We start from the raw sequence: 19,943 nt of genomic DNA, 5'->3' as shown, positions 1-19,943 counted from the left end.
CTCCCCAACGAGTCGTTGGATGTATACTTATAAATCTATATATTATTATAATACGATACGCGTACCTGTTTTTCCTGCTATACCATCCTTAGATTTTTCTAATAATGTAATAATGGAAACACGGCCTTTTTTAGATTCTGCAAAGGCAATAGCTGCTTCTACTTTAGGTTTCATAGAACCTTCTGCAAATTCGCCTGCTGCTGCGTATTTTTTCGCATCTGCCACGGTTATTTCATCTAGCCATTTTTCATTTTCTTTACCAAAATTAATAGCTACTTTTTCAACAGCTGTTAAGATAACAAGTACATCTGCATCAATTTCTTGTGCTAACAAGCTACTAGTCCAGTCTTTATCAATAACGGCTGCTGCACCATGAAGTTCATTACCTTCTCTAGTTACAGGGATACCGCCACCGCCACAAGCAACGATTAATTGTTTCCCAACTAAGCCTTTAATCGCTTCGATTTCGATAATTTCTTTAGGAGCTGGAGATGCTACTACACGGCGATAACCGCGGCCAGAATCTTCTTTTACAACGTAATCGTAATTTTTTTCTGCGTATTCAGCTTCTTCTTTAGTCATAAAGTGACCGATTGGTTTTGTTGGATTTTGGAATCCAGGATCATTTTGGTCAACTAATACTTGCGTAACCATTGTCATAGTTGGTAGATGTTCAATACCACGATTCAACAACTCTTCATGAAGGGCATTTTGTAAGTCATACCCGATATATGCTTGGCTCATGGCCACACATACGGACAATGGTGTATTAGGTTGTCCTTCTACTTCTCGTGTCAATGCAGCCATCGCATTGTTGATCATACCAATTTGAGGGCCATTGCCATGAGTTACTACCACATCACAATCAGCTTCTACTAAATCAATAATAGTTTTAGCTGTACTTTTTACTGCAATTTTTTGTTCCGGAAGGGAATTACCTAATGCATTCCCACCTAACGCTACTACAACTCTTTTTTTCATGTTATGCCTCATAACAAACTATTAAGAATAAAAAGGGGCCATCAACACGGATGGCCCCTAAAGTTTACTTTACGGTTGAACTCGGTCAGTTCCCTTCCGTTCTAATTCTTTTAAGGTTTCTACAGGATTCTTAAATTTGCTTAAGAAGATCATAGCTGCAATAACATATGGTTTGTAGCTTGCTTCTTTATAAAGAGGTACGCGATAGCGATCGAATACTGTTGCGTCTACTTCGCCTTCTTCACAACTTACACCTGTAATATCTGCTGGTAAGCAATGTAAGTAAAGAGCCTTACCGTCTTTAGTGAGACTCATCATCTCTTCAGTACATGCCCAATCTTTATGTTTACCATTTTCTTCAAGAAGAACTTTTTCTAATGCTTTAATGCCTTCATGGTCGTTTTCGCCATACAATTTCGTACGTTTTTCCATCGCACCAAATGGAGCCCAGCTCTTAGGATATACGATGTCTGCATCTTTGAAAGCATCCTTCATGTCGTTAGTTCTACGGAAGGAACCGCCGCTTTCTTCAGCTTGTTTCTTAGCGATTTCTTCAACTTCTGGCATTACTTCATAGCCTTCAGGATGTGCTAATACAACTTCCATACCTAAACGAGTGAATAAACCAATAGCACCTTGAGGTACGGATAAAGGTTTACCATAAGATGGAGAGTAAGCCCAAGTCATAGCAATTTTTTTGCCTTTAAGATTTTCTACACCACCGAATTCTTTGATGATATGAGCCGCATCAGCCATAATTTGTGTTGGATGGTCGATATCACATTGTAAGTTTACAAGTGTAGGACGTTGTTCTAATACGCCATCTTCATGACCTTCTTTAACTGCATCAGATACTTGATGCATGTAAGCATTACCTTTACCGATGTACATATCATCACGGATACCGATAACGTCAGCCATGAAGGAAATCATATTCGCTGTTTCACGAACTGTTTCACCGTGAGCAATTTGGGATTTACCTTCATCCAAATCTTGAACTTCAAGACCTAACAAGTTACAAGCGGAGGCGAAGGAGAAACGAGTTCTTGTAGAATTATCGCGGAATAAAGAAATACCAAGGCCACTGTCAAATACTTTAGTGGAAATATTGCGTTCTCTAAGAGCTCGTAATGCATCTGCTACTGCCCAAACACCTTTTAATTCATCTTCAGATTTTTCCCATGTAAGGAAGAAATCTTCACCGTACATTTTGCTAACGTCTAAGTCTTTTAAAGTTTCAATACTTTTATTGAAGTCTGTCATCTGTAAGTCCTCTCTTTCAATTCCCTAAAGGGCTACTTAGTATCTAACTTTATACGGTACCTCATCAAATGGTGAGGTACCATATTAAATTTGTAGTTATGAACTATGTTCTAGTGATTTCCGTTTTAAAGAGATCTAATTCAATGTATATGATATTAGTCTTTGCAGTATACGGATGGCAATAATGCATATACAGCCGCACATGTTACAAGGTCTTGTTTCCATGTAATTTCGTTAGGAGCATGTGCTTGTGCTTCTGCGCCAGGACCGAAGCCGATGCAAGGGATTCCATTACGGCCCATGATGGAAACACCATTTGTGGAGAATGTCCATTTATCAGTCAATGGGCGAGCTTTACGCATTTCAACTGTATCTTCGGCGCCGATACGTTCATTACCATACAAGCTAGTGTATGCTTCTTCCAAAGCTTCTGTTACTTTGTGATCTTTAGGAATTACCCAAGTTGGGAAGTAACATTCGATTGGATATGTCAAACCAGTCCAGGATGGACGAGCATATTCGTACATGGATACTTTTGCACCATATTCTTTAACATGTGGTAAAGCTTCGATTTCTGCCAAGCAGGATTGCCATGTTTCGCCAGCGGTCATACGACGGTCCAAGGAAACGGCGCAAGAGTCAGCTACTGCACAACGGCTTGGAGAAGTGTAGAAGATTTGGGAAGTAGTTACAGTACCGCGACCTAAGAAGCGAGCTTCTTCGTAGTGGTCTGGGTTGAATTTAGGGTCAAGCATTTTAACGAGACCTTTAATTTTTGTGCTTTCATCAGCAGAGTTAGCATTCAATTCACGGATATCTTGAAGAATGTCTGCCATTTTGTAGATAGCGTTGTCACCGCGTTCAGGAGCAGAGCCATGGCAAGATACGCCTTGTACATCTACGCGGATTTCCATACGGCCACGTTGACCACGGTAGATACCGCCGTCAGTAGGTTCAGTGGATACTACGAATTCAGGACGAATATTACGTTCTTTAATCATATATTCCCAGCAAAGACCATCGCAGTCTTCTTCTTGTACTGTACCTACAACAAGTACGCGATATTTATCACTTAAAAGACCTAAGTCTTTCATGATTTTAGCGCCGTATACAGCGGATACGATACCACCTAATTGGTCGGATACACCACGACCACCGATTTTAGTTTCATCTTCAAAACCTTCATAAGGATCGAAGTTCCAGTTATCGCGGTTACCAATACCTACAGTATCGATATGAGCGTCGAAGGCAATAAGTGTTTTACCAGTACCCATGTAACCAAGAATGTTACCCATTGGATCTACTTCAACTTCGTCGAAGCCAAGATCTTTCATTTCTTTTTCAATGCGTTGAACGTGTTCTTTTTCTTCTGCACTTTCACCAGGGAATGCTACGATTTCACGTAAGAACTTGGTCATCGCTGGTCCATAAGTTGCTGCTGCTTGTTTAATTGCTTGTAAATCCATAATTAATGCCTCCTAACGATCTTCACCATACCACATAATGTTTTTATATCTTTCAGGGTCTGTATCACCTTCAGTGGAGAAGCAGAGCACCTTTGAAGACGCATCTAATTCTAATTCCTTGCGTAAGTCTTCATATTCCGGCATTGTCATAATTGCCGTTACAAGACCTAGTGGAACTGCACCAGATTCACCTGTAGTGATTGGTGTATCACCTTTAATCGGTGCACCACCAACGCGCATACCAAGTCTTGCTACCCAATCAGGAGCAGATACGAATACATCCGCATGGTTTCTCAAAATATCCCAAGAAACTGTATTTGGTTCACCACATGCAAGTCCAGCCATGATTGTTTCTAAATCACCCTCAACGATACGAGGATTACCATCATCAGCTACAGCCCCTTTATATAAGCAAGCTGCTGCTTCAGCTTCTACAACCACTAATTTAGGTTTCTTAGTTGCATTGCTGTATAAATTAGTGAAATAACCTACTACAGCACCTGCTAGAGAACCTACACCAGCTTGTACAAATACATGAGTTGGTACCTTACAGTTTTCAGATTCTAACTGATTTGCCGTTTCCATAGCCATTGTGCCATAGCCTTGCATGATCCAGTTTGGAATTTCTTCGTAACCTTCCCATGCTGTATCTTGAACTACAACACCATTTGGAACTTCTTTAGATTTTTTAGTTGCTAACCGTACACATTCATCGTAGTTGAATTCTTCGATCGTTACGGTAGCACCTTCATTTTCAATTTGTTTTCTACGATATTCTGTAGAGCCTTTAGGCATGAATACTACTGCTTTTTGACCTAATTTATTAGCAGCCCAGGCTACGCCACGTCCGTGGTTACCATCAGTAGCTGTAAAGAATGTAGCTTGTCCGAATTCTTCTTTTAATTGTGGAGAAGTTAATACATCATATGGTACATCCTCAACATTTTTACCAGTTTGTTGAGCTACGTATTTTGCCATTGCATAAGAGCCGCCTAATACCTTAAACGCATTTAAGCCAAAGCGGTAAGATTCATCTTTTACAAAGAGAGAATTAACACCGATATAATCTGCTAATTTTTCTAGCGATACTAGTGGAGTTACACTATACTGTGGAAAACTTTCATGAAACGCTTTAGCTTTCTTAATTTCTCTAACATCCATAACAGACAAAAACTTGTCACTAGATGGTGCCATCGTATTACGTTTCCACTGAATTCGGTCCATATTTGCCTCCTATGATTCTTCCTTTACAGTATTTAAATCACTATAAAGAGTAAACTTAGAAATATTGAAATACTCCGCAATCTTTTCTGAAGATTTAGAGATAAGAAATGCCCCTTTTTCATTTAAGTAGCTAATAGCTTTTAGTCGCTCTACTTTATTCATGAGTGGTCCAGGTTTGCCAACTAACCGTTCTGCTTCTAGTAGTAAATCATCTAATAGTTCCGATACACTTGTAGTAATTTTTTCAACAGTGCCAGTCTCAGCTTGACCTATCCCTATAAGACTTTCAAGTGATCGATGCATCATAACAAACTCTGTAATATCCTGATTAATTCCTAATAGGTATTCAATATTGCCATTATCATCACGGATATACATGGTAGAGGATTTTAATATCCGTCCATCCTTAGTTTTTGTTAGATACCCAAATCTACCTTCACTACCATCATCATAGTTGAGTACATCTAAAACCACATGTGATGGACCATCACCAACATGACGATTCGTTATCGTACCATTTTCTATATATACAAGTGATGTATCGAGATCTCTTTGTAAGTCATGTATTAGTACTTCACAAGATGGTCCGAATTGTATGGCCAATCCATGGGCTATTACTTTTAGCCGTTCCAATGTACTCATTGAGATAACCTCCCTCTCATCGGTATCGGTTAACTTTATGGTCTAAATAACTTCAGTCCGCTTACATAGTCAGCATTATGAGAACAATTCTAACTATTTTTGTATCAACCTAATTTTTTGTTAGGTTCCTTACTTAAATTATAGGTCTATGTATACAAAAATGCAATGCTATTATGCATTAAAGTTATTTATAAACATTCAAACATATACATCCATTGTTATAAACATATACATTCCCTGTGATTTCCATCATATAAACCGGCTGTTATAAATTTTTTTAATGACCTTTGTGCTATCACATCTATATAATTAAATCTATTCAAACTCTATAAAAATCAATGTATATCTATATTTTTATATGTATTAATTCAATCTGCTATGTCATTATGCATATATATATTTTTTATAAATACTCCTACATTCATAACTACCAAAAAGTTACGTCTATATACATAGTAAGTGTATATAATCTTCTTATTGCATACAAAAAAGGCTGTAATAACGACATATCGTTATTACAGCCTTTATATACTGTTATCTGTTAGGATTTATATTAATGGTTAAGAGTAAACTATGCGTTTGCTAATGTTTTACCCAATTCTTCACATTGTGCTTTACCATCATCATCAGGTTCACCCAAGATTGCCACGCCATCAGCTACTAATTCGCCACCAGCGTCTTTAATGCGAGTGCCCCAATCTTCTAACCAAGTGCCACCCCAACCATAGGAGCCAAAGATTGCTACTTTTTTACCACCCAATTTAGCTTCTAATTCTGTGTAGAATGGTTCAAATTCGCCTTCTTCTAATTGTTCTGCACCCATATCAGCACAGCCAAGAGCTAGTTTTTCGTAAGCTGCTGCGTCATCTACGGATACTTCAGAAACAGATTTCACTTCAACTTCTTGACCTGCAGCTTTGATACCTTCAGCTACTGCTTGAGCCATTTGTTCTGTATTGCCTGTACCGGACCAATAAATTACACCAATCATCTTGTACCTCCTAGGCCGTTCTTGCGACCAATGAACTAAATGTTTTTCCCAACATCAATTGAGTTTGACAAAATTCACGACATGCTTTGTAACATAAGAAAGAGCGCTTTGCATCTACCACATCATGGTAAACTTTCCACTCTCCACACATACGATATCCACTGCCACGACGAGAAATAAAATATTTCACATCATTTAACGGATAACCTAGAAATACGCCGATTTCATGTGGAAAATCAACACTTGCTTCCATACGATATCTTAGGTGCTCAAGCATCTCCATAATACTCATGCGATCATGATAACCGTAGGCTTTCAAAAATGTCATTACTGCAGGTTGCCGTACATAGTCTCGTAATTGTTTCTCACGGAATACCAATAATAGTCTACGCGCTTTACAGCGACATAATTCAAAGAAGAACAATCCTTTTTCATTGAACTCTTTATTATATTCTGTCAATACAAATTGGATTTGTTCATTCATGTCCCGTGGAATAGAAACCAAGTTCGAAAGCTTGACACCTCGAATTGCCGGTGCACAATGATATCCAATGATATGGTCAATTGAATTCATCATAATAGTACCTGCCTGTTGCACATCGTTAGAACTTTCTCTAATGAGAATAATTCCTATATGCCAATAGTACTCTTGATGAGAAAAATTGTCAAGAATAATTGATATATATTTTCAATAATTATTTATTTTTTAACCGTTAGCAAAGTCTTAACTTTAGGGAATATCGCAGCATCATTAGCTTCATTTATAGATATAAAACGTGCATTCGGACCAGTATATTTATCATCAAAAAGGCTAATATGTAAAACTTCATTATAAGAATTATTATTAGCTATGCTTTTATATTTTAATGTTCCTTCGTATACATTACCTTGTTTAGCTAATGGCGTTACAACTGTGAAAGTACCAAGGATTGGACTATCCCCCTTATTAATAGCAGAGGCAAGTGCACCTAGTGAAGATGGATCTGCATTGACATGCTTAGTTTCACTCATGCGACCAGATAATTTCTTTCCTAATACTACATCACCATATACAGCATAGTTCATTTCATTTTCGTTCTTAATATTCAATGTAGATACATTAGCAGAGGTAGCGCCCGCTTCTATAAACACAGATTTAATATCTTTTTTTGCATCGCCTGCAAAAAGTGCTTTAGGATTATTTTGATACATTGTAACACCTTCAGGTAATTTAACACCTTGATATGTTACAGTTTGACTTTTATTCAAAACGGACTTAATGTTTGCTGCAGAACCTATTACTGGAACAGATACTAATACAGCTGCCGCCGTAGCAAGTAATACTAATTTTTTCATATGTCTCCTCTAGTGAAATGTTAATGTCACAAACTCTCAACATTTATAGTAACAACACAGTAGTAAAGAACCGCCCTTAGTGGAGCGGTTCTTTATCATTATCTTAGCAACGTATATGACTGACTAAATTATTTCTTTTGTGCCTTAGCCCAGCTATCGCGTAAACCAACAATACGGTTCATTACGATATGATCTGGTGTGCTATCTTTATCAGTTACAAAGTAACCTTGGCGCAAGAATTGGAAATGGTCTCCTGGTACAGTGTTAGCAAGACATGCTTCCCCTTTACTGTGGAATACTTGTAAGGAGTCATGGTTGAAATCGCCCAAGAAGTCTTTACCATCGGAATCTTCTTTAAGTAAATAATCATATAAGCGAGATTCAATATCTACTGCAGTAGATGCTTCAACCCAGTGCAATGTCCCTTTTACCTTACGAGTGCAACCGCTACCGCTCTTAGTTTCTGGATCATATGTACAGTGTATTTCTGTAATATTGCCATTTTCATCTTTAATAACATCAGTACATGTAATGAAGTATGCACCTTTTAAGCGTACTTCTTTACCTGGTGCCAAGCGGAAGAATTTCTTAACTGGCTCTTCCATAAAGTCATTGCGTTCAATGTAGATTTCACGACCGAATACAACTTCACGGTTACCCAACTCTTCATTTTCTGGATTATTTTCAACCGTGCAAAGTTCAGTTTGACCTTCTGGATAGTTCGTAATAACAACTTTCACAGGATCAATAACTACCATAGGGCGTGTAGCTTTGAGTTTCAAATCTTCACGGATACAGAACTCAAGCAAAGCAATATCAACAACGCTATCAGCTTTAGCGACACCAATGCGATCACAGAAATCACGAATCGCTTCTGGCGTGTAACCACGACGACGCAAGCCAGAAATAGTAGGCATACGAGGATCATCCCAGCCAGCTACGAGACCAGCTTCCACAAGTGCACGCAATTTACGTTTGGACATAACCATTTTAGTTACATTTAAACGAGCAAATTCAATTTGTTGCGGAATTTCAGTATCATCCCAATCCTCAAGTACCCAATCATACAATGGACGATGAACTTCAAACTCTAAAGTACAGATAGAGTGTGTAACACGTTCGATAGCATCTTCAATAGGATGAGCAAAGTCATACATAGGGTAAATCTTCCACTCATTACCTGTGTTATGATGTTCTGCATTTACAATACGATAAAGAACAGGGTCACGCATAACGATATTAGGATGGGCCATGTCGATTTTTGCACGCAATACCTTTTCACCATCAGCGTATTTACCATCTTTCATTTCTTCGAAAAGTTTCAAGTTTTCTTCTACGCTACGATCGCGGTATGGGCTGTTAACACCAGGTGTAGAGAAATCGCCACGAGTTTGTTTAATTTCATCAGCCGTTTGATCATCTACATACGCTTTGCCAAGAGTGATTAATTTCTTAGCATATTCGTACATTTGACCAAAATAGTCAGATGCATAACGTGGTTCATCAGCCCAATCAAAGCCGAGCCATTTTACATCTTCCATGATGGAGTTTACGTATTCAACATCTTCTTTTGCAGGATTCGTATCATCAAAACGAAGATTTGTTAAGCCATTGTACTGTTTGCCAATACCAAAGTTAAGACAAATAGATTTAGCATGACCAATATGTAAGTAACCATTTGGCTCTGGTGGGAAGCGAGTTAACACACGACCACCGTATTTGCCAGTTTCGTTATCTTTGTTGATGATAGCTTCGATAAAGTTAACAGATACAACTTCTTCAGGAGCTACAGTTTTTTCAATATCTTTATGTTCCAACGTTCTAACCTCCATAGGATAAATATTCTTTTATTTTACCATATTTTGCATAATACCGCATATCTTTTGAGGTCTTGTGATATTAGTCGAAATCAGCTAAGTCTACACCAGCTTTTTTAAGCTCTTCTAAGGCAGACTCTACATCCATTTCTGGTTTCTTATAGTTAACTTCTTCATTAACACAGGTCTTTAATGGTTTCTTATGAACGCCAGCAATAATATTGTCAGCTGTCAAAATAGACATATCATAACGTGTGCGATCAGTATAAGAACCAATATGTGGTACGATAAGACAGTTCTCAACATCCAATAATGGATGATCTGCTGGCAATGGCTCTGGATCAGTTACGTCAAGTGCTGCGTAATCGATTTCACCTGTTTTTAGAGCATTAATCAAAGCATCTGTATCAACGATAGGTCCACGGCCAACATTAACAAACAAAGCAGTATTCTTCATTTTTTTGAAGAATGCTTCATCACACATGTGATATGTTTCATCTGTTAGTGGAGCCATCACACAAACTACATCACTAGTAGCTAACAAGTCATCTAATTCCATATACGTAGTTTTATGAATCTTGTCATCAATACGCTGATTACGATTATGGTATACCACAGTCATACCGAATGCACGAGCACGACGAGAAATAGATACACCAATAGCCCCCATCCCAATAATACCAAGGGTACGGCGACTCAAATCAAAGCCTTTAATATTCGATGGTCTTTGAGCCCAACGTCCTTCTTTTACGAAATTAGCATTTTCCAGAATACGACGACTAGCAGTAGCAATCAATGTAAAAGCAAGCTCTGCTACGGTTTCATTAAGAACACCTGGCGTATTGCCATAAGGAATGCCTGCTGCCGTTAATTCATCAATTTTTACATTATCATAACCCACAGCTGCTTGAGCAATAACCTTTAAATTAGGTGCATTTTTTACAAGATCACCATCTACATCTAAAGGGCGAACACACCATAAACCATCCGCATCAACGAGCCATTCCTTTAATGTCTCACGAGGCATTACAGTCTTTTCAGTCCATTGGCGCACATCTACGTGCTCTTTTAAATAAGCAATTGCATCTTTACGGACTAAACCGTTTACAACAACTAGAGGTTTTTTTTCCATATGTATAAGTCCTCCAAAAACGTCTTATAATACACGCCCAAGAATTTCACGTTAAAGTTAATATTATATATTTCTATTATATACTTATATTTTATACTAGAAAGCTGGCGTAATACAACAAAAAGGAGTAAGGCCTAAGCCTTACTCCTTTTATGTAGCTTTAAATTTGAATTATTTCAAATCTGCTGTACAGTTAGGACATTTAACTGCATCAATGTGAATTTCTGTTTTACAGAATGGACATTCTTTAGTTGTAGGTGCTTCAGCAGCTTCTTCTTCTTTCGCGCTTTTCATCATTTTAGCTAATGCGCGAACCATCAAGAATACAACGAACGCCAAGATTAAGAATTGAATCAAATCAGTAATGAATGTACCGTATGGCAATACAGAACCAACTGCACGAGCTGTATTAATATCAGCACCAGCCATGAATGCATCTTTAGATGCAGCATTTAATGGCAAGTACAAGTTACTGAAATCAATACCGCCTGTGAACAAGCTGATAATAGGCATGAACAAGTTGCTTACAACGGAGTTAACCAACGCTGTGAAAGCAGCCCCAATAATCATACCAATAGCTAGGTCCATCATGTTACCTTTGAATGCAAAAGCTTTAAAATCGTTCAAAAATTGTTTCATTTCTCACTACTCCTAGATACACTTAATTGAGAATGCGTTAATAACTGTACTAATCATAAAGGAAAGATGAAGAGATGTCAATATTTTTCGATATAGTTTTTCGAATTTATTTAATATAGTTTTTCATAGATCTATCTAAAATTGTAATAAATCAGTATTTATGCGTACTTTTCGCACCATATCGTTATATATTTCTTTAAAATTTTATTTGAGATACGCAAAAAATAGAGTCTAACCCTACATCGGTTAGACTCTACTAATTAGAAAAAGTAATTTATAACCCTTTATATATACTATTATATGTTTATATCTCAGGAAGGATCTCTAGTCTCTTCTATAACAGCAATAAATTCGGGCCGTATCATATCGGCTTCTATAACTTGACTGTATTGTATATATTCCACAGTTATTTAATTTTATCTTCTATAACCTTGCCTTCACGCAAAGGACCACTTTGCTCTTTAAGGCGCGCTAGCATAACAGAGGATACAAACATCGCAATACCAGCTCCTATAGTTTCAATAGATAAACTTTCACCAAAGAACAAGAACCCATAGAAGGAACTAATAAATACGCCAACGTATTGCAAGAATTGAGCCACTACGGCATTCGTGGTAACAAAGGCACCGGTTAAGAAGAACTGAGCCACCACACTAATGCCACCAATGGCTAAAATGATTATCCAGTCTGTACCTTGAGGCATAACGAGTTTGTCAGTTGTAACAAGTCCTGCAATCATACCAGTAATCATGAAATAAGCCATAATTTCAAAATTACTATGCTTGCCTCGCTTAGATATAAGGCGAATCGTTGTATACGCAGCTGCAGATAAAGCAGCCCCTAAAATAGCTACTAAGGCAAACCAAGTAAAGCCGGTAAAGCTAAATGGATTTACCATAACCATTACAGCTACAAAGATCAAAAGAAGCCACTTCCCAGCCCCTTTAGGCACCCGTTCCTTAAGAAATAAGGCGCTAAATATCAATACAAATATACCTGATGTTTGAAATAAAATCGTTGCATCAGATAATTTTAAATGCACTAAGGCAATAAAGTTACAAACCATGCCAAAGCCGCCGTATAAACCGCGCATTAGTAGATGTCCTCTATCTTCTTTAGAGAATCGGATGCCTTGGGTATACATAACGATAAGAACCGCTACAGTACCAAATAAGCCACGGAAAAAGGCAATTTCCCCAGAAGGAATATTCGAGCCTAGCATCTTTACAAACAAATTCATTGTGCTCAGCAAGAGTGCCGACAACAGTGCATATATTAGGCCTTTCTTAGCCATACTACCTCCCTATACACTTCTACTATAATATAACTACATAGTTACTGTCCTGTATTATCTATATAAGCAATCCAATATACAGGAGATACAGAGTTCACAAAGCCAAAATATATGCCGCCCTTCTACTGAAAGGCGGCATTCTATTATTTAGAGAATGTATCTACAAAATCCAATATTTCTTGTTTCATATTCTCTTTATCAATTGCTTTTGTAAAACGCAATGGTTTAGATTTCAACGCTTCCAATTGTTTAGGGAAAGCTACAGCTGTTACAGCAGAGATATTATCTAAGCTTTCATACGGTGTCTCTCCAACCTTGATATCCAATGCCTCACAGATAGCTGTAGGGAATTTAAATGGATGTGCTGTAGAAGCGATAATTGTATGACGCGCACCGTCTTCAGGATGTTTTTCCAATTCTTTCATGTATGCGCCCATAGCTACTGCCGTATGCGGGTCCATAACATATCCATAAGAATTGTACACTTGCTCAATGATAGCTTTCGTCTCTTCATCATCTACGTAAGCACCTGCAAAATTGGCTTTAACACGATTGAACTCTTCTTCGTTAACAGTCAATTTACCTGTTGCTTTAAGATCTTTCATCCAACCAGAGGTACGTTCACTATCTTCACCAGAGATATAGTACAAGAAACGTTCAAAGTTGGAGGATTCAAGAATATCCATAGATGGAGAAATTGTTGTATAGAATGGACGATTCATATCGTATGTGCCAGTTTCAAAGAACTCAGTAAGTACATTGTTTTGGTTGGATGCACAAATCAATTTGCCAATAGGAATACCCATTTTTTTAGCATAGTAAGCAGCCAAGATATTACCAAAGTTACCTGTTGGCACTACTACGTTGAAAGCTTCGTCTTCGTGAATAGCACCTTGTGCTACAAGCTCAGCATAGGTATTTACATAGTACACTACTTGAGGTGCCAAGCGGCCGATGTTAATGGAGTTCGCACTGGAGAACATCACACCTTTTTCCGCAACCGCTTCTGCTGTAGCCTTATCAACGAATAAGCGTTTCAAGAATTGTTGAGCATCATCAAAGTTACCATGAATAGCCGTTACGTTAACGTTATTTCCTTCTTGCTTTTGCATTTGTTCTGCTTGCATAGGACTTACACCATCTGTTGGGTAGAAAACTTGGATATGTGTACCAGGTACATCTTTAAAGCCTTCCAGTGCGGCTTTACCAGTATCACCAGATGTAGCCGTTAAGATAAGAACCTCTTTTTTCTCACCTTCTGCTTCTTTTGCCGCCACCAATAGATATGGGAATAAGGACAACGCCATATCTTTGAAAGCTTGTGTACGGCCGTGGAATAATTCCAACACAGAAACCTTTTCTAATAAGGAATGTAATGGTGCAATATCACGAGTACTGAAATTAGCATCAGAGTATGCAGAATTGATCATTTCATTTAAATGAGCTTCAGAGAAGCATGGGAACAACTTAGATAATACAATAGCTGCTACCTCTTGATAGTTTTTATCTTTCACATCATTGTAAGTTAAGCAGTTTGTAGGGAATAAAGATGGTACATATAGACCACCATCCTCTGCTAAGCCGTGCAACAATGCATATGTTTCATTTACCGCAACGGTACCGCGGGTGCTAGTATAATTCATGGAATACCTCATTTATAACTACAATGTATTTTTACGAGTCTAATAGATTTATTATAGCATAAAAGCACCCTAAAAGGGGTGCTTCTATAGAATTTATATGATATTTTTACTCAACTTATATGATATTTTCACTCAAATTATATACTGCTAACAAAACTGAGCATCACAAACCATATAAATCATGCATAAACTAGCTATGCGGATTATAATTCGCCTTCTGCAATAGCATCCAATGTATCTAGGGATGGAATGAAGAAGAGCATGCCTGTAATAGGTTTAGAATAATCAAGCAATTTATCATTTTGCGTAAACATATTAGTAAGCATAGTTTTAGTTACATCCCAGTAACGAGCATAGCCAATAAAATATGTACCACGTACACCTTGACCCGGTTGAGCAAACGCTACATTCATGCGCACGATTTTATGTTCTTTATCATCGCGATTATCTTGAGCCACTACATTATGAGCTGCTGGATCTTTTTCATCATCTTCTAACTCAATATCGCTGAATTTACGACGGCCAATGAACTTTTCTTGCATTTCTGTAGGAAGAGCACGCCACGCATCAAGATCGTGTTCATATTTTTGAGCAAATGCATAAGAACCATTAGTGAATTCAGGATCTTCATCACCAATAACGCCCCACTCTACAGCTTCTTGACCAACAGGGTTTTCAGTACCATCTACGAAATCAATGATGGCGCGACCTTGTTCATAATGGAAGCCATGAGTTTCATCGACTACAGATGTAATAGGACGTAAGAACTCCATAATTTGATCCACTACAGTATATGTAACGGACTCATCATTGGAACGTACATGTAAGAATAAATCAGCTGCTACAGCTGGTACGTCTTGTTTATCACCTTTAATACCTTGGAAGTCTTCTAACTCTTTTGGTACAGGTGCATTAGGGAATAAATAATCCCATGCTTTACGGCTGAAACCAAAAGCAATGCCCAAACCTGCACCATTTGCACGAATACTTACAGAACGTTTAATGGCTTGAATACGGTCCGCCATATCTTGAATCACTTCAAGCTCTGCGTTATGATCCTCGCGGTTTAATAACAACGTTGTGAAGTTGACACTTTGGCCAGCATCTTTATACACATCTTGTGTTCTAGAAATGTCTACTGCCATTCGTTACCTCCTAATGAGAAAAATTATTATATATCAATCATAAGCTATTAAGCCCGTATTGTCTATAAGATATGCCATCCCCAATAAACTCATCACAGCTATTAGAAAACTTTCAGAAAAGGTGACATTTAAAAGCTTAAAATATCAATTGATCATATATTTTTTTTGGTATTTGTTCAATATACTTATTATTTTCAATCGCAGTCGCTAAGACATCAATTCCTTTTTTTAATAAAATGATGTCAAAATGATGTCATAAAATATATACATTATATGTGACGATCCATTTCTTCACCATATAGTCTTTCCATTCCTTGACGGGTTACAAGCCACATTTTCCCAGACTTTCTAAACTCACCTTCTAAAAATCCATTCTTTACACGGCCTCTACAATTCTGTTTCAATGCATCCGCCGTAACATTCCATCGTTCTGCCGCCTCTTGTGTTGTCATTACATCATCTAATTTCATTTCAGTACTCCTAATATTACTAATAAATTATAAACGGATAATATAAAGGCAATAATACTAATTATTAAAGTTAAACTTGAAAGCATATATATCTCATTGCTATAATAATAAGGAAAAGTGGGGCTTTTTCTAGCCCCTGTGGTTACTCCTTATTAATCGCCGTTATCACCGCAGTTGCTACTTGGAGGATGGCTATTATTAGGGGCAACTATTTTTTATTATTTTTATAGATCACCTTTCTTTTGCATATAATGCGGCTTGAACACCTACATTATACTTAAGCAAGGTGATTTTTTTGTATAACTTTCGTTGCCGCACCCGCATAGCGGGTGGTTTAATGATTCGCGACTACGTCGCGAACCAGTCTAAAGACAATAATAAGAAAAACCCGCACAGTAGTGCGGGTTTATTTTGGTGGACCACCAGGGGTTCGAACCCTGGACACCCTGATTAAGAGTCAGGTGCTCTGCCAGCTGAGCTAGTGGTCCATGACACGACTAATTATATGCCTATTTTATAGGAATGTAAAGAATATTTATTACATTCCTATAAAACATATGCATCAATATTGTCCTAGCCAATCCTTCATCGTATTACAAGCCTCCGTAGGGAGAATATCACTAGTTCCTACACAGTCAGCACCACTATACAGTTGAAGAACGCTATGTGTGCGGCTTACCTCTTTGACGATAATATCTGTCACATCTGCCTTTGGCACATTAAATTGCAATCCATAACGTCCCTTGTAGGTAATTACAGAGGATTTAGTATCATATTCGATATGGACTTGAAGCATCTTGCCACCAGGCCAGCATTCTTCAATATGTTCCTTTGATCTTGGTTTTAGAAAATCCAAAAACCCCATACTATCCTCCAATACGCCACATTGGACGTTCAGGTTGTTCCATACCTACGCCATCATGACGTTCTTGTTTACGTTGCAACGCACGTTCAATATGCAAAGCTAAATCTTCCTCGGTCGCACCATTGCGTACAAGAGATACAAGATCAGCCTCATCATCACGCAACAAGCATAAACGCATTTGCCCATCAGATGTGAGACGTACACGATTACATGTATCACAGTAGCTATGAGACATAGAAAAGATAAAGCCTATAGCCTTTCCACTTGGTAACGCTAAGTACGTAGCAGGGCCAAAGCCATAAACGGAATGTACTTCTGTAAGCGGACCTCCACTAACACGTTCTAATTGAGCCTTCCATTCATCAAAGGTTGGACCATGGAATGCATCGCCTTGGAATGGCATGTATTCAATAAAGCGCCATACAACAGGCCACTTTTCTACATATTGTAATAAAGATCTAACTTCATCATCAGACCAATGTCGAGACAAAACCGTATTGATTTTTACAGACTTAAAGTTAGCATTAATAGCACTGCGAATCCCCTCAAGAACGGACTCAAGTTGCCCCTCTTTACCTACACAAGTAGCAAAGGCTTCACTTTCAAGGGAATCCAAGCTAATATTCACACGATTTAAGCCTAGTTTTTTCAACCGTTGAGCACGAGATGATAATAGACTACCATTAGTAGTCATGGAAATATCTTCAAACCAACCCGTTGCTTTGATACGTTCTAACAGCTCTTCAATATGAGGATATAGCAATGGCTCGCCACCAGTTAAACGTACCGCTTTCACTCCGATACGATGGAAGGCACCTAAAATAGTCATCCATTCATCAACTGATAATAATTGTGTTTGACTTTGAGGTGTAATTTCAGCAGGTCGACAATAGGGACAACAAAAATTACACGCATCTGTCAATGACAGACGTACATATTCAATTGTACGGCCCCATGCGTCTTTCATAACACACCTCGTTTACCAATACAGAATTATTTAATAATAGATACGTCATCACCTACGTGAATTGTACCATTTTTAAGAACCTTACCGAAAATGCCTTGTGTAGGCATGATACAAGATCCTACTTGTTTCATGATTTCACAGCCATGATGACATTCCTTACCAATTTGAGTAATTTCAAGAATTACATCCTTACCAATTTGTAATTGTGTGCCTACAGCCAATTCGTAAAGCACCATACCTTCAACGGTGATATTTTCTGCAAAATCACCAGGTTTTACATCCGCTCCTTGGGCACGCATATGATCGATGCTTGCAATGCCAAGCAAACTGATTTGGCGGTGCCAATTGCCTGCGTGAGCATCACCTTCCATACCATGATCTACGATAAGATTTGCGGATTCAATATTATGTTTCTTTTGCCCTTTTTTCTCACTAATGGAGATAGCAATAATTTTTCCTTCTGCCATGTAACCTTTCCCTTCTTATGGGAACATACCATATATACATAACTTTATTTCAACATGTAATTGCAGTCATTTTTATAATTTTCATGTTACTGAAAGCATCACAAAATTATTCTACAATTATCTATTTATTATAGCATAGTATTCACACAAATTTCCTGTGAATTTAATCACTAAAAAAGAACTCTGCTCCAAGGAACAGAGTTCTTTTTTAGTAATTTTTATCGGCGACCCATTTCTTTAATTTCGTCACCACGGTTAACACCATTAAGTAGTAAATTAAGCAAAATTGCCATAATACTACCGAAAGTGATGCCAGATTTTAATATAATTTGTGCCCACGCAGGGAAATTAGCATAAAAGTTTGGCGCTGCAATTGGAATCATAGCTACACCAATACTGATAGCTACGAGCATTAAATTATGGTTGCCTTCAAAGCTAACCTTGCCTAAGGAACGAATACCACTAGCAACGATCATGCCGAACATGGCAATACCAGCACCGCCCAACACGGCATTGGGAATGCTAGCTACGATAGCCGCTAATTTAGGGAATAACCCCAATAAAATTAAGATTACACCAGATGCAGCTACAACAAAGCGGCTCTTAACACCTGTTACGGCAATAAGACCAACGTTTTGAGCGAATGCTGTATAAGGGAAGCTATTAAGAATACCACCGATAACTGTAGATACCCCATCAGCACGAATAATAGAAGCAAGTTCTTTACGACCAATTGGCTTATCTACGATTTCACCAATAGCGATACTATCACCAGTTGTTTCTACCATAACTACGAGCATTACGATAATCATGGAAAGTACAGACGCCCAATCAAAGGTTGGCAACCCGAAATAGAAAGGCTCAATAAACGCAATCCAGTGGGAACGACCTACTTCATCAAAGTTTGTAACGCCCATGGCAAACGCAATCGCTGTACCTGCAATCAAACCAATTAGTACAGAAAGATTACTAAAGAATCCTTTGGCAAATTTATAAACAAATACGACGATTAAGAAGGTAAGGAACCCTAGTCCAATATTGGTAAAACTACCAAATTGAGGATTACCTATACCGCCGCCCATCCAATTAATAGCAACTGGCATCAAGTTAATACCGATAATGGTAATAATTGTACCTGTAACTACAGGTGGGAATAAGCGAATAAGACGACTGAAGAATGGGGCTATCAAGAAGGTAAATAAACCGGCTACGATAATAGCACCATAAATAGCAGTCATACCATGCTGAGCACCAATCATGGCCATAGGGCCAACAGAAGCAAAGGTAACACCTTGGATCATCGGAATACGTCCACCAATTTTACCAAAGCCTAATGTTTGGATTAATGTGGCAATACCGCAGGTAAATAAGTCCGCTGTAATTAATCGAATCAAATCTTCCATAGGTAAGTTCATGGCCTGTGCCACAATAATAGGTACAGCAACGGCACCTGCATACATGGCCAGTACGTGTTGTAAACCAAAGGCAAAGAGCTGTGGTATTGGCAACATACTATCGACCGTATTCATTTGTTTTTGATCTGTCATAATGTCTCCTACATCAAACCTCGAAATAACACCCATTTATTTTACACTATCGTTC

The 19,943-nt window shown here is 38.1% G+C and carries 19 protein-coding genes and 1 tRNA gene; all 20 read right to left on the bottom strand.

The window, feature by feature from the left end:
• Positions 1–45: 45 nt before the first annotated feature.
• The 20 genes from arcC to ACWTVK_RS00375 all read right to left on the bottom strand — a co-directional run bounded on the left by arcC (position 46) and on the right by ACWTVK_RS00375 (position 19,888).
• Complete coding sequence (gene arcC / locus ACWTVK_RS00470) at positions 46–981, bottom strand: carbamate kinase (protein ID WP_456045610.1); 936 nt, start codon at positions 979–981, stop codon at positions 46–48.
• 69 nt (positions 982–1,050) lie between these two features.
• Positions 1,051–2,244: a knotted carbamoyltransferase YgeW gene (gene ygeW / locus ACWTVK_RS00465; RefSeq protein ID WP_024065750.1), complete on the bottom strand. Its 1,194-nt coding sequence runs from the start codon at positions 2,242–2,244 to the stop codon at positions 1,051–1,053.
• Positions 2,245–2,399: 155 nt separating this feature from the next.
• Complete coding sequence (locus ACWTVK_RS00460) at positions 2,400–3,710, bottom strand: YgeY family selenium metabolism-linked hydrolase (RefSeq protein ID WP_295204422.1); 1,311 nt, start codon at positions 3,708–3,710, stop codon at positions 2,400–2,402.
• Positions 3,711–3,722: 12 nt separating this feature from the next.
• Entirely contained in the window at positions 3,723–4,934 is a 1,212-nt protein-coding gene (gene dpaL, locus ACWTVK_RS00455; RefSeq protein WP_024065752.1) for a diaminopropionate ammonia-lyase, read from the bottom strand.
• A 9-nt stretch (positions 4,935–4,943) separates the two neighbouring features.
• A complete protein-coding gene (locus tag ACWTVK_RS00450; RefSeq protein WP_287539745.1) occupies positions 4,944–5,576 on the bottom strand; it encodes a helix-turn-helix transcriptional regulator in 633 nt (210 codons plus the stop codon).
• Between the two features lie 571 nt (positions 5,577–6,147).
• Positions 6,148–6,567 carry a flavodoxin gene (locus ACWTVK_RS00445; protein WP_105089459.1) on the bottom strand — a complete coding sequence of 140 codons (420 nt, stop codon included), beginning with the start codon at positions 6,565–6,567 and terminating at the stop codon, positions 6,148–6,150.
• Between the two features lie 10 nt (positions 6,568–6,577).
• Positions 6,578–7,165 (bottom strand): DUF3793 family protein, encoded by a 588-nt coding sequence (locus tag ACWTVK_RS00440; protein WP_456045609.1) that lies wholly within the window; start codon positions 7,163–7,165, stop codon positions 6,578–6,580.
• 101 nt (positions 7,166–7,266) lie between these two features.
• Positions 7,267–7,902 (bottom strand): hypothetical protein, encoded by a 636-nt coding sequence (locus ACWTVK_RS00435; RefSeq protein ID WP_456045608.1) that lies wholly within the window; start codon positions 7,900–7,902, stop codon positions 7,267–7,269.
• 128 nt (positions 7,903–8,030) lie between these two features.
• On the bottom strand, positions 8,031–9,719 hold the full coding sequence (locus tag ACWTVK_RS00430; protein ID WP_456045607.1) for a glutamine--tRNA ligase/YqeY domain fusion protein: 1,689 nt from the start codon (positions 9,717–9,719) through the stop codon (positions 8,031–8,033).
• Between the two features lie 82 nt (positions 9,720–9,801).
• Complete coding sequence (locus ACWTVK_RS00425; protein WP_456045606.1) at positions 9,802–10,851, bottom strand: 2-hydroxyacid dehydrogenase; 1,050 nt, start codon at positions 10,849–10,851, stop codon at positions 9,802–9,804.
• A gap of 171 nt (positions 10,852–11,022) precedes the next feature.
• Positions 11,023–11,490, bottom strand: coding sequence for a large conductance mechanosensitive channel protein MscL (gene mscL, locus ACWTVK_RS00420; RefSeq protein WP_303938794.1), 468 nt, complete (start codon positions 11,488–11,490; stop codon positions 11,023–11,025).
• A 406-nt stretch (positions 11,491–11,896) separates the two neighbouring features.
• Positions 11,897–12,784, bottom strand: coding sequence for a DMT family transporter (locus ACWTVK_RS00415; protein ID WP_456045605.1), 888 nt, complete (start codon positions 12,782–12,784; stop codon positions 11,897–11,899).
• 143 nt (positions 12,785–12,927) lie between these two features.
• Positions 12,928–14,427, bottom strand: coding sequence for a threonine synthase (gene thrC / locus ACWTVK_RS00410; RefSeq protein WP_456045604.1), 1,500 nt, complete (start codon positions 14,425–14,427; stop codon positions 12,928–12,930).
• Between the two features lie 203 nt (positions 14,428–14,630).
• Complete coding sequence (locus ACWTVK_RS00405) at positions 14,631–15,572, bottom strand: Dyp-type peroxidase (protein ID WP_265138675.1); 942 nt, start codon at positions 15,570–15,572, stop codon at positions 14,631–14,633.
• Between the two features lie 269 nt (positions 15,573–15,841).
• Complete coding sequence (locus ACWTVK_RS00400; protein WP_295259257.1) at positions 15,842–16,042, bottom strand: helix-turn-helix domain-containing protein; 201 nt, start codon at positions 16,040–16,042, stop codon at positions 15,842–15,844.
• Between the two features lie 412 nt (positions 16,043–16,454).
• Positions 16,455–16,530: transfer RNA gene (locus ACWTVK_RS00395), tRNA-Lys, on the bottom strand.
• Positions 16,531–16,604: 74 nt separating this feature from the next.
• Positions 16,605–16,907 carry a hypothetical protein gene (locus tag ACWTVK_RS00390; RefSeq protein ID WP_456045603.1) on the bottom strand — a complete coding sequence of 101 codons (303 nt, stop codon included), beginning with the start codon at positions 16,905–16,907 and terminating at the stop codon, positions 16,605–16,607.
• Position 16,908: 1 nt separating this feature from the next.
• Entirely contained in the window at positions 16,909–17,874 is a 966-nt protein-coding gene (moaA, locus tag ACWTVK_RS00385; protein ID WP_456045602.1) for a GTP 3',8-cyclase MoaA, read from the bottom strand.
• A gap of 26 nt (positions 17,875–17,900) precedes the next feature.
• On the bottom strand, positions 17,901–18,341 hold the full coding sequence (locus ACWTVK_RS00380) for an MOSC domain-containing protein (protein ID WP_303940653.1): 441 nt from the start codon (positions 18,339–18,341) through the stop codon (positions 17,901–17,903).
• A gap of 218 nt (positions 18,342–18,559) precedes the next feature.
• On the bottom strand, positions 18,560–19,888 hold the full coding sequence (locus ACWTVK_RS00375; protein ID WP_456045601.1) for a nucleobase:cation symporter-2 family protein: 1,329 nt from the start codon (positions 19,886–19,888) through the stop codon (positions 18,560–18,562).
• Between the last annotated feature and the right edge of the window lie 55 nt (positions 19,889–19,943).

This window comes from Veillonella sp. Ser01 (assembly GCF_053850375.1).
The sequence above is the reverse complement of the archived record's forward strand: the minus strand, read 5'-3'. Positions and strand labels throughout refer to the sequence as shown.